Origin of the sequence: Odoribacter sp. N15.MGS-14, from assembly GCF_000980245.1 — a bacterium.
GTDB lineage: Bacteria > Bacteroidota > Bacteroidia > Bacteroidales > Marinifilaceae > Odoribacter > Odoribacter splanchnicus.
In genome coordinates, this window is record NZ_LARE01000074.1 from 1 (window position 1) to 12,602 (window position 12,602).

The 12,602-nt window shown below is 43.2% G+C and carries 7 protein-coding genes; 2 read left to right on the forward strand and 5 right to left on the reverse strand.

What is annotated here, in order from left to right; translation table 11 throughout:
* Window positions 1–147: 147 nt before the first annotated feature.
* From WS34_RS12585 to WS34_RS12605, 5 genes are all read right to left on the reverse strand, one after another.
* Entirely contained in the window at window positions 148–1,209 is a 1,062-nt protein-coding gene (locus tag WS34_RS12585) for a hypothetical protein (RefSeq protein WP_046405197.1), read from the reverse strand.
* 23 nt (window positions 1,210–1,232) lie between these two features.
* On the reverse strand, window positions 1,233–2,756 hold the full coding sequence (locus WS34_RS12590) for a RagB/SusD family nutrient uptake outer membrane protein (protein ID WP_286693768.1): 1,524 nt from the start codon (window positions 2,754–2,756) through the stop codon (window positions 1,233–1,235).
* A 14-nt stretch (window positions 2,757–2,770) separates the two neighbouring features.
* Window positions 2,771–6,424 (reverse strand): SusC/RagA family TonB-linked outer membrane protein, encoded by a 3,654-nt coding sequence (locus tag WS34_RS12595; RefSeq protein ID WP_286693769.1) that lies wholly within the window; start codon window positions 6,422–6,424, stop codon window positions 2,771–2,773.
* Window positions 6,425–6,446: 22 nt separating this feature from the next.
* Entirely contained in the window at window positions 6,447–7,592 is a 1,146-nt protein-coding gene (locus tag WS34_RS15690; RefSeq protein WP_087383827.1) for a FecR family protein, read from the reverse strand.
* Window positions 7,593–7,805: 213 nt separating this feature from the next.
* Window positions 7,806–8,513, reverse strand: a complete 708-nt coding sequence (locus WS34_RS12605; RefSeq protein WP_013612391.1) for a zinc metallopeptidase — start codon at window positions 8,511–8,513, stop codon at window positions 7,806–7,808.
* 332 nt (window positions 8,514–8,845) lie between these two features.
* On the opposite strand from WS34_RS12605, the gene fusA2 reads away from it, so the two are divergent.
* Window positions 8,846–11,002 (forward strand): elongation factor G2, encoded by a 2,157-nt coding sequence (fusA2, locus tag WS34_RS12610; RefSeq protein WP_013612390.1) that lies wholly within the window; start codon window positions 8,846–8,848, stop codon window positions 11,000–11,002.
* 832 nt (window positions 11,003–11,834) lie between these two features.
* The coding region (locus WS34_RS12615; protein ID WP_046405200.1) for an IPT/TIG domain-containing protein at window positions 11,835–12,602 on the forward strand (768 nt) is incomplete at its 3' end.

Sequence of the window (12,602 nt, forward strand, 5' to 3'; positions counted from 1 at the left end):
CCTCCTTTATCCGTTACCGTACCGTAGGTAATCCCTTCCGGCTTCGGGATCACAGTCGTCTCATCGTCATCCTGACAAGCCAGTCCTGTCAATACCAGCCCTAGCAGACAACAAAAATATTCGATCTTTTTCATATACAATTCAGTATTATAATTCAACACCTAACTCGTCCCGGATGATGGCATACAGGATTTCATATTTCTTAATCACAAGCGGGGAACTTTCCCAGCGTTCCAGAAATTGTTTCCGGGGATATTTCATCATCTCCTCCAGGTAAAGTTCCAGATCAACATCTGTATTTCTAGGCGTAAAACGGTTTCCATACCTTGGATCATAGCTGACAAACCCCAATGTTCCGACTAATCCCCGGCAATAGAGGGCATAATTATCAAATTCTTCATCCGTCCAGACTCCTTCCGGCCAATTCGGATTGGTAACATTTCCATAGGTCATCATCTCTTTCCGGTAACTGCTGTCCTGTTCCCATTCTTCCACTAGCGGCCAAGGAAACCAAATCTGTAAACTGGCCGAACTTCTCCAATAAGGAATACGTTCGTCCGGGTAAAACTCCCCCCAATTTTTATCATATAGACTTTCATCCAACATATTATTGAAAGCATTCAGTTCGTCACTATAATTCTGAACCTTTAGTTTCACGATTTCATTCCGGTAACCGGCGGCCTTTTCCAGCATATCCTCTTCGTTTATCTGATCTATCCAGGAAAACATCAGGTTCCGGTAACGGCTGATTATTTCTTTTTGTTCTACTCCTGCAGAAGATAGTTGATAACATTTTTCTGTCAGCCACAATGCATATGGATAAAGTGCCTGTTGGCTGTTTTTCAGAAAAATTTCCGCAAAACGTAAAGATTTCATCATCAGTCCGGGATCGGTCAGCCGGGTCACCTGATAGGTGACCGATCCGCTGTTTGTCCCGTTGAATGCCCAGTTCAGATCCAGGGTTTCATAACGGAAAACCGAATCTCCGTTAACATCTGTTTTCACAAACACTTTTCCGATGGTATCGTTAAAAAAGACCGGAACCCCATAAGTGGTATACAGTTCATACCGTTTGTGCTGAATGGAATCATTCGGATCATCCTGGATCGTATACAGATTTTCAAATCCGGTTCCGGGGGTTATCCCGTCCTCTTTCTGGCAAGCCAGCAGCAGGCAGGCCAGCAGCATATATAATCCTATTTTTTTCATACTTTTGTTTTATTGATTGTCAACTATTCGTCATCGCCCAGCGGAGAACGTTTGTTTCTCGGATTTTCCGGCATTTGTTCTTCGTCGTATTCCAATACAGATTTCGGAATCTGCATCACATAAGCCGGATCATTTTTCTCCAATACATAAATATCGGTATGGTCCCATTCGTATTTATTACCGTCGTATACATTAAATGCATGCCGGATTTGTTTGCTATAAGGATATTTTTCACATACCGCATAACGTCTCAGGTCGAACCAGCGATGTCCTTCGAAACAGAGTTCCCTGCGGCGTTCCAGCCGGATTTCTTCCACCAGTTTTTCTCCGGTATAAGTTGTATGTACATAATTCCGGATTCTGCTTTCGCGGAGTAACCGCAGATACTGGTTGGCCCCCTGGAAATTATCTTCCATGGCGTATGCTTCAGCCAGGTTCAGATATCCTTCGGCAATCCGTAACGTGTAAATATCGGATACGTGTGGAACTGCGATCGTATCGTATTTCCATTGTAATGAATTGGCAAAAGTACTCTGGTTCTTTCCGAAAAAATACCGGCGGTAATCATTCTCTTGGTCATACAATTGTACCAAGCTGTCAGATACTGCAAAATCACCTCTGTCTCCGGTCATCCCATTGTAAAAATTCATAGAACCCTGAGAGAAAAGAACTTCCGTATTGTCTTCCGACAGGAATATTCTGGCAGAATCCCGGGCGGACATGTGGTAAAGCCGCGTATCTTCTTTCAACAGCTCTTCAGCTGTCAGAGCTGCATTATGCCAGTCCTGCATATAAAGATATACCCGGCTGAGCAATAATTGTGCAGCTTCTTTGGAAGCCCTGTGTAAGGGGCGTTTTTGCGGACTTTCCGTCAAATAATTTACCGCTGTCTTCAAATCCTCTACGATTTGTTCATATATTTTTGCGACGGGAGTACGTTCAAACTGGGTTTTCTTATCTTTGTCGTGTTCTACATATTCCGTTAATTTCAAAGGAACTCCGTAGTCCGTAGCCGAAGTAGCCTTATTATAGGCTTTCCCGTACAGATTGACCAGAGTGAAATAAAGGGAGGCCCGTATAAAATGACACTCTCCTTTTACCCGGATCCGATCCAGTTCTTCAGATGGAGAACTGACAGAGATGTCGTCGATTTCCTTCAGAATAACATTCATCACATTGATGCGCCGGTAAAAATCGAGCCAGGTCTGACTGTCATCCCGTAATACATCTCCCGTGGGATTACGTCCTACTTCTAATTGCCAGGCATAATAGCCGAACAGATTTACACTACAATTCGGCCAAAAGAAAACGGCTAGTCCGCTTCCTCCCACCGTAGTGACATCGTCATCCATGATATTCAGGAAACCGGCATGATCCGTTGAAATATAAGCTCTGTTTTGGGCAGGTAAGTATCCGTCCCCCAACAATACTTCATCGAAATGAGAGACTTTTTTGGCAACCGTCTGCGATTGCGAATACTCTTCCAGGAAATTATCGCATCCGGAACAAAACAAGGCGACTACAATTCCGTATATTATTTTTTTCATATCCATCATTTTTATCAGAATGAAACATTTAGTCCTATCGTATAATTCGGACGTACCGAAAGATTCGGTTTAGCAAATCCGGCTTGTGAAGGGTCCTGGCCTTTCAGGGCCTTGGCGGAGATGGTAAACAGATTCTGTGTACTGAAAGAAACTGAAGCGGAAGAAAACGGAGTCTTTTTCAGCAATTTGGGTTGTAAGGAATAACGTAAAGTCAGTGTCTGCATTTTCAGATAATTACCGCTGACTACCCGGATGTCGGAATTGTCATACATATCCCAGAGGTTATAGGCAAAAGTTTTGGTTTTATTACTTTGCTCCTGCGACCAATGGCGGTTATAGTAATCGTACATCTCGTCCGAACGATTGATAATGGCCGGAATACGGGTACGTTTTTCATCTCCGGGCACTTGCCAACGGTTGACAAACTCTTTCCGTACATTATTTTCCGCACTGACTCCCGAAATGATCGGTTCGTACAGAGCGAACAGACGCACTTTGGAACCCAGACTATAGGCCAGGTTGAAGGATAAAGTGATTCCTCTCCAGGTAAATGTATTGAAAAGATTACCACTAAAGACCGGTTCCCGGGTCCCGCTCTTCGTCATCACCATACGGACTACATCTTCCAGACTTTTGTCTTCCAGTAAATGCCGGCGGTCGGTATAGTCATCGAATACCGGTGTTCCGTTTTGTGCGTTCAATCCCAAAAATTCATAGGAGTAAAACGTACCGACAGATTCTCCGCTAATGATAGCCGTACCTGCCAGATAATCTTCCAGTTCGTATTTTTCGACGGCATCCGTTTGTGTCTTGTTCTTATTCGCTGAATAACTGGTAGAAATTCTCCAGGCAAAATCATTGATTTTAACTGGAGTTGCCGACAAAGTGACCGAATAACCGACATTTTTCAAACTCCCGTTATTCATCAGATAAGAAGTCAATCCATTGGTAGGAGCTACATTTACCCAAGAGAAGACATTTTCAGTCTTTTTGTAGTAAAAATCTCCACCGATATTCAGGCGTCCGTTAAAAAAGCTCATATCCAATCCGATATTGGTTTGCTTCGTTTCTTCCCATTTCAGGTTGGGGTTCGGGAACTGATATACATTGGAGACGTTCTCGTTGTAATAAGAATTTATCGGTTGTTGAGTGATCAGCATATTCGGAGTCTGGCCGTCCAGCATATTTCCCTGCATACCGTAAGACATGCGTAAGCGCATTTCAGACAACCAGGAAGCCTCTTTCAGGAAAGTTTCCTGTATATTCCACATGCCGGATACCGACCATACCGGCAATAAACGTTCGTTACTCCGGCTTCCGAATTTGTTGGAAGCATCCGTACGTCCGTTTACATTCAATGTAAAATATTCCCGATAACCATAAGTCAGGGATAAGTATAAACTCAACTGATTGGTCAATCCCCGGGTTAGGGCCAGGTGATTTTGCTGGAGCCATTCCTTATATAAAGGGTAGTCGTCGAGGTTCAGCGAACTCATATCGGCAAACTGCATCCCTCTTTCTTTCAAATAGCCTCTCACTTCATTATTCATCGATTTGGAACGTAGCATATTAACCTCATATCCTAACAGGGCTGTAATCAAATGCTGGTCATCTTCTCCGAACAGTTTACGGTAATTGGATTGTAAACGGAATGTCAGATTTTCCGTATCTGAATTCTTGGTTTTCAAAATACCTCCATAGGGAAGAATACATTTTCCGTCATCTCCCGGTATCGGTTTATCTTCGTATTCCCCGTTTTTCAAAGCAGCGACATAGGCTGTTTTATCGCCCCACCAATCTTCTTGTAAGGTGCTGCTGACAGAATATGAACCGGTAGCTGTGACATCCCAGGTGGGCAGAATGTTGTATTTCAGGTTTAAATCGACCTGGATACCCTTACCGTCATATCCGCTGGAGCTGTTGTCAATTTCGTTGACAATATTATAACGCAGGTATTTATTTCCCTGTCCTCCGTATCCTCCTCTATAACGTTCGTAATAAAACAGGGAACCATCTTCGTTGAAACAAGGTAATGCCCGGGTCGTATTGTAAGCATAATCCATCGCATCAAGGGTGGAGACCAGGTGGTTTTTCTTTTGTACATTACCGTTCAGTTTGATTGCCATCAGCATTTTGGAAGTCATCTGTACATCCATTTTGGCAGTTACGGTGTATCTTTCCGTATAAGTTGTATTGGAAACCCCGTTATCCCGGTCGTATCCCAGGGAAGCATAATAGCGAACGATATCCGAACCTCCGCTTACATTCAACGTATGGGAATGGGAATACGCATCCCGGGTCAGAATATCGAACCAATCGGTATTGACCTGTTCGTACCAGGTTACCTCGTTGAGGAAAGTATCGTAGTCTGTCAGACCGCTCTGTAAACGATAAAGAGCACCTTCGTACCCTACCAACGGCATTTGGGTAGGAAATATATAATGCTGGTCTGCCAGTGCTTTCCCGAATTGTACCCGTTCCTGAGAATTCATCAGATTGATATTCCGGTCGGTATAGCGTGGACGGCGGGTGATTTTAGAAGAGTGGGAATAAGAAAGAACCGGTTTTCCGATCCGTCCTTTTTTGGTAGTTACTACAATCACTCCGTTCGCTGCACGTGTTCCGTATAAAGCCGTGGCAGAAGCGTCTTTCAATACATCGATCCGTTCGATGTCCTGAGGATTGATACCGGCAATGGCATTACCGATAATATTCAGGTAATCGGGATTATTCAAATCGTCGGGATCGACATCGACAGGGTCTGTCATCACGATACCGTCCAATACCCACAGAGGCTCCCGGTTTCCCAGCAAAGTAGAAGTTCCCCGGACACGTAAACGGGGAGTAGCTCCCACTTCTCCGGAATTCAGCATAAAGGTCATTTCAGGAATACGTCCTTCCAGCATCTGGTCAATGCTCGTTACCCCCGGAATCATAATATCCTCTGCTTTAACCGTTGTAATGGCACTGGTCTGGGTCCGTTTATCCAGTACCTGGTAACCGGTCACTACCACCTCGTCCAATTCCTTCTGATCTTCGTAAAGGATCACATCGATCTCTTTCTGACCGGCATATTTTACAGAAGTTGTCTGCATGCCGACAAAAGAAAATTCCAATACAATCTGTGCCTTGTTTTTGGGATAACTGAACCGGAATTTGCCATTAGCATCGGTGGAAGTTCCGAAACTTGTTCCGGAGATCTTCACCGTTACTCCCGGTAGTGGCATTTTTTGAACATCGGTAACTGTTCCGGTAAGCAGAACGGTTTCCTGCTCCTGGGCTTGTGGTATAGCTGTGGTTTCCGGACCAGCCTGGGATATCAGAATCAGATCCTCCTGAATCTTCCAGGTCAGACCGGTCCCGGTCAAAATACGATCCAATAAACTCGTCACGCTCTCATTATGGGCTTCTACAGAAATCTGTCCCAATTGTTCGGTTTGTTCGGTGTTGTAAATAAAACTCAAACGGGTTTGCCGCTGAATTTCATTCAACACCTGTCTGACCGTAGCCTGCCTGAAATTTAAAGTTACCCGCTCGTGTTGTGCAAAAGCAGCGGCAGATACAGAAAAAGTCAGGGCACACATCAATACTGAAAACATTTTTGTTATCTTCCAGCTTTTCCTCCAATATCCCCGGGGAACCTGGAAACACCATCGACTTTTTTTCATAAATTTGTAATTAAGTTGATATCTAGCGTATTAGAATTATTTGTCCGTTCATCCGGAATTCCACTCCTGTCACGTCGGTAATGGCCGACAAAATCGTTTCTATCCGCTCATAACGTTTGATATGACCGGAAAAGTGAAGAGTCCGGCTTCGTTTTCCTACAAAAAGAAACTCTTTATCGTACCATAGCGACAGGGTGTGCATGATCTCTTCCAGGGGTTCGTCTTCAAAAACGAAATATCCCTCTTTCCAGGAAATATAGGAAGTGACATCCACTTCCTTTAAAGTAACCTCTGTCGTTGTGCGGTCAAAGTCAGCTAATTCTCCGGGTTTCATCCGGATTTCTTTTTGATCACCCCATTCAAGCGCTACAGCACCTTCGACCAGTACGGTCCTTACCCCACGGGTGTAGTGGGTATTCACATCGAACACCGTTCCCAGTACCCGGATTTTAACCTCTTCTGTTTCTACATAGAAAGGGCGGTTTTTATCGGGAGCCACTTCGAAATAGGCTTCTCCTTTCAGATATACCCGTCTTTCTTTTGCATGGAATGCGACCGGATATTTTAATTCGGTCGCTGCATTCAGCCACACCCGTGTCCCATCTGGCAATACTATCCAATACTCGCTCCCCCGGGGTACTTCGATACGGTTATATTTATTTTCTTCTTGCCGGGCTGTCGTATCATAAATCAACCCTCCTCCTGCCTGGTATGCTTTTACCTCCTCATCCACATATATTTCTGTTTGTTCTTCCGGATCCAACTGATATTTTTCTCCGTTATCTAATGTCAAAACCGGACTTAAACAGGCCACTGTTGCCTGTTTATTTTCCATTTTCTCTTTCCAGGTATACCACAAACTCAGTGATAATGAAACCGGTAACACCACTGCGGCATATTTCAACCACTTCAGTCCCCTGCGCGGACGGACAGCGGGAGCTCCGAACGTCTTTTCCCTCACTTTTTTCCAGGCATCTTCTACATCGGTCTGTAAATAATTTCTTATTTCATTTACACTCAATTGCTTTTTTATTTTGTAAAAAAGTAACCGGTGTTCTTCCGATTCATCAATCCAATTTTCCAATTTCCCTTTTTCTTCCGGGGAAAGTCCACCCACCAAATTAAGTTGTATCAGACGGCGTATGTAATTATTGTCGTATTCCAACATTCTATAAGATTTGCTAATTTTACTCTATATATACGATGAGGGGGACGAAAGGAGGTAGCAGATTTTTTTATTTTTTAATGTGAATATACGGTTACCCATATATAGCAAAAGCATTCTTGCTGATATTCAATAAAAAAACGGGATCCGTTTTATTGGATCCCGTTTCTGCTATTGGGAATTAATCTTGATAAAATTGTCACATGAAGCAATGGATCAATCTCTTCTGTTTAAATAGATCATGATGTAATAAAGCAAGGTGGCCAGTGAAGAGAGAGCTGCAATCACATAAGTATAGGCTGCCCATTTCAAGGCATCGAAAGCATATCCCTGGGTTTGATAATCCGTGATTCCGGAATTGCGTAGCCAGGCTAATGCGCGGTGACTGGCATCGATCTCTACCGGTAAGGTAACGAAACTGAATAAGGTCATAATGGCAAAAAGCCCGATCCCGACCAGCAATAGTCCCGGAAAACTGTTCACCATCAGGATACCGGCCAGCAAAATCCATTGCACCCAATGGGAAGCGAACTCTACTGCCGGCACCAACGTTGACCGTAGCTTAAGCATACTGTATCCTTTGGCGTGCTGCAGAGCGTGGCCCGTTTCGTGGGCGGCTACGGCTGCAGCGGCGATACTGTTTCCGTAATAGACATCCCGGCTGAGGTTAATGGTTTTATTCACCGGATTGTAGTGATCGGTCAGCATCCCTTCCACAGAACCGATTTTAACGCCTGTCACTCCATTATCCCGCAACATTTTTTCCACTACATCTCTTCCGGTCATACCGTTTGCTGTGGGTATTTTCGAATATTTCTGAAACCGGCTTTTCAGTTGATGACTGATCAGCCAGCTAATAACTGTGAAGCCGATGAATATAACCCATATCCAAAGACTACCTCCAAACATTGTTGTATTTTCCATTTTTTATTTATCGATTGATATTTATCTTTTTCTTCTGTGCAAAAAATGCGCCAAAGTTTTTATTGTATACGCCTGATATCGCTTTTCCTGCATTTGTTTTTTAATAATTAACAAATACTGACAAAATCGTATACAGACACGGTACATTTCTTATCTCGTTTTTTAGCCGGAAAAAAGGAAGAAATAACAATGGTTATTTTAACTAAGGAAAAATTGATTTTGTTAAATTTGAACCAGGGTTTCTTTGATTTTAGAAAAATTCTGTTTAATTTGTGAACCGATTTAAAACGATTGAGTCGACATTTTTGACGAATAACCTAAAATTAATTACCATGAAAACCTACAATCCGAATGAAATCAAGAATATCGCTCTTGTAGGCAGTGCTGGTTCCGGTAAGACCACACTTGCTGAAGCGATGATGTATGAGGGCGGGGTCATCCCGCGCAGAGGTAGCGTAAGTGCTAAAAACACTTCCTCTGACTATAGGCCTGTGGAGCAGGAGTATGGTTCTTCTGTTTTTCCGGCAGTATTATATACCGAATGGAAAGATCAGAAACTGAACTTTATCGATACTCCGGGGGCTGATGATTTTGTCGGTGGAGTTATCTCTGCGCTGAATGTAGCCGACACGGCGGTGATGGTTGTCAATGCTGTCAAGGGTGTCGAAGTAGGGACCGAAATTATTAGCCGGCATGTCCGGAATTTAAATAAACCGATGATTTTTGTCATCAACCAGCTGGATCATGAAAAAGCTAATTTCGAACAAACGCTTGAACATGCACAGGCTTCTTTCGGAAAGAAAGTGGTACTGGTGCAATATCCGGTCAATCAGGGGCTCGGTTTCAATCAGGTGGTGGATGTCCTGAAAATGGAGATGTATCAGTGGAAACCGGAGGGGGGTAAACCTGATGTATTACCGATCCCGGAGTCGGAGAAAGAGAAAGCCGACGAATTGCATAATGCCCTGATCGAGGCGGCTGCCGAAAACGATGAAGGGTTGATGGAGCTTTATTTTGAGAAAGGGAGCTTGTCGGAAGACGAAATGCGCGCCGGTATCCGGAAAGGGTTGATCGCCCGTGATATGTTCCCTGTGTTCTGTGTGTCGGCCGAAAAAGATATGTGTGTACGGCGTTTTATGGAATTCCTGGTGAACGTGGCTCCGAGTGCGGCTGCCATGCCGGGAATGCTTACGAAAGACGGTCGTCTGGTGCCTTATGAAGTGAACGGCCCGGCTTCGGCTTTTGTATTCAGTACGACTATCGAGCAGCATCTGGGAGATATCAACTATTTTAAAGTTGTTTCCGGTACGGTGAAAGAAGGGGATGATTTGATCAATATGACTACCGGTACTAAAGAACGTATTGCACAGTTGTATGCTGTAGCCGGTAAAAACCGGACGAAAGTGACGGAACTCCGGGCCGGTGACCTCGGAGCGACCGTGAAACTGAAAGGAACGAGAAACGGGGATACCCTGAATGAGAAAGATTGTGATTATGTATTTCCCGGAATCAAATATCCGAATTCCCGTTTCCGTACTGCTGTCCGGGCAGTGAATAAGGGCGACGAGGAGAAAATGGCCGAAGTGCTTTATCGGATGCACGAAGAGGATCCTTCTTTGTTGGTGGAATACTCCAAAGAATTGAAGCAAATGATCCTTTCGGGCCAGGGAGAATTTCATTTGAATACGATGAAATGGCGGATCGAACACAACGATAAGATTCAAATTGAATTTTATGCTCCGAAGATTCCTTATCGGGAAACCATTACGAAATATGCCCAGGCCGATTACCGGCATAAGAAGCAATCCGGAGGAGCCGGACAATTCGGGGAAGTACATATGGTCATCGAACCCTATGAAGAAGGAATGCCCGAGCCGACGACTTATAAGATCGGTGGTGTGGACAGCAAGATGTCGATCAAAGGAAAAGAAGAATATGATTTGCCGTGGGGAGGTAAATTGGTGTTTTACAACTGTATTGTAGGTGGAGTGATCGAAGCCCGTTTTATGCCGGCTATTCTGAAAGGTATTATGGAAAAAATGGAAGAAGGGCCGTTGACGGGTTCGTATGCCCGGGATATTCGCGTATGTATTTACGATGGTAAGATGCACCCGGTAGACTCCAATGAAATTTCTTTCCGTTTGGCAGGACGTCATGCCTTTAGCGAGGCTTTCCGGAAAGCCAATCCGAAGATTCTGGAACCGATTTATGATGTCGAAGTGCTGGTGCCCGATGAAGATATGGGAGATGTGATGGGCGATTTGCAAACCCGCCGGGCTATGATTATGGGGATGGATGCCGACAGCGGTTTTCAGAAGATCAAAGCCAAAGTGCCGTTGAAGGAAATGCAGCGTTATTCTACTGCCCTGAGTTCCATTACCGGTGGACGGGCCACTTTCACAATGAATTTTGCAGGCTATGAAAAAGTACCGTCTGAAGTACAGGAGGAATTGTTGAAAGCTTATCAGGAAACAGATGACGATGAATAATTTTTGGTGAATTATACGGAAAGGAAAGGTTGTGTCAAACTGTGACACAACCTTTTTTGTTTGTTGCTAAATGATATTGCATATTTGTTGTAAACAAATTATTGATATCTCAATGATGTATTTGTATAAACTGTGAAATAATAAAATGGTTGTGTCTTCGTGTGGCGTATGCTATGACTTCCTTTGCAAAAAAATATGTGATATGGTAAAAATCTGTTGAATAAAAATATCTGGTTGGTGAAAACTATCTATCGAACAAATAGAATCTCTTTTGAAGAAATAAATAAACGGGGTTGGAAAGTGATTTATGCGAAGGAGTTGAACTGCCGAAACCTACCTTTAGGGTAAACATGGAATAAATACCTTTGCAAATATCCTACAATAATCTGCAAATTTTGTTGTAGCTGTGAATCCGATAACGTTTTAAATTTGTAAAAGGCTTAAAAGAATGATAAAAACGTTCGATTATTTTAGTTGAAAGTTTATAAAGTTCATAATATTTGTAAAGTTAATGGACCCGGAGGGCGCCTGGTTAATTGACAATTGATAAATGACAATTGACGATGGAACAGTGTACCCAAAGAATAGATTCTATTGAATTGATTATCAATAATTATATTCTTATCTTCTTTTCTCATTTTTCTTTCTTTTTTCTTTTTTAATGGAAACGAAGCTTCCCAATAATTATCATTTATCCAATGTCATCTGTCCCATTGTTCTTGTGACGGAATCCCACCAAAAGAATCGAACGTTTTTTAAGGATGACAGTTTATGAATACGTTTGCATATTTTGTAGAATATTATATATGTTATTAATTTAATACCTACTCTTATGAACAGAAAAAGCAGGAAGACAAATGTACTCCTCTCTTACATTTGTTTATTAACGGTAACTCTATTTTATATAGGGTGTAAGGACGACGAGGTGGATAGTATCCAATACGATCCGGATAAACCGCTTGTTTATGAGGGCTTTACTCCTCAGAGTGGTGGAGTGGGATCTCAGTTGATTATCAAGGGAAATAATTTCGGTAGCGATACTTCGCTGGTACGGGTATTTGTGAATGAAAAGGAAGCTCCTGTGATCAGTATTCGGAATAATCGTATTTATGCTGTTTTGGCTGCCCGGACCGGAACCGGGAAAATAAAGATTGTGGTTGGCAAAGGGGATCAACAGCAGACCATCGAGACCGATTCTGTTTTTAAATATAATTTTAAAGAAAACGTTTCCACTCTTACCGGATTTACGGATGATGCGGGTAACAGTCAGATTGTAGACGGCACCTTGGATAAAGCTCAGTTTATTTATCCTCAGGCGATGATCTGTGATCAGGAAGGTACTATATTTACAATAGAGTATCAACGGGACGTACGGTCGATATCTGTCTTGAATAATATCGTACAAACGCCTATGGGGCAAAATGGAGAGTGGCCGGAGCCTCAGATGCTGGCTTTATCCAGATCGGAAGATACACTTTTTGTTTCGAACTTGAGAGATGGGGATAATTCGTGTGCAGTAGTGATGATGACCCGGAGCCATGGTTTTATGAATCCGAAAACAATAATCCGGGGCGACCGGGCTTTTGGTTTGGCTGTAAAC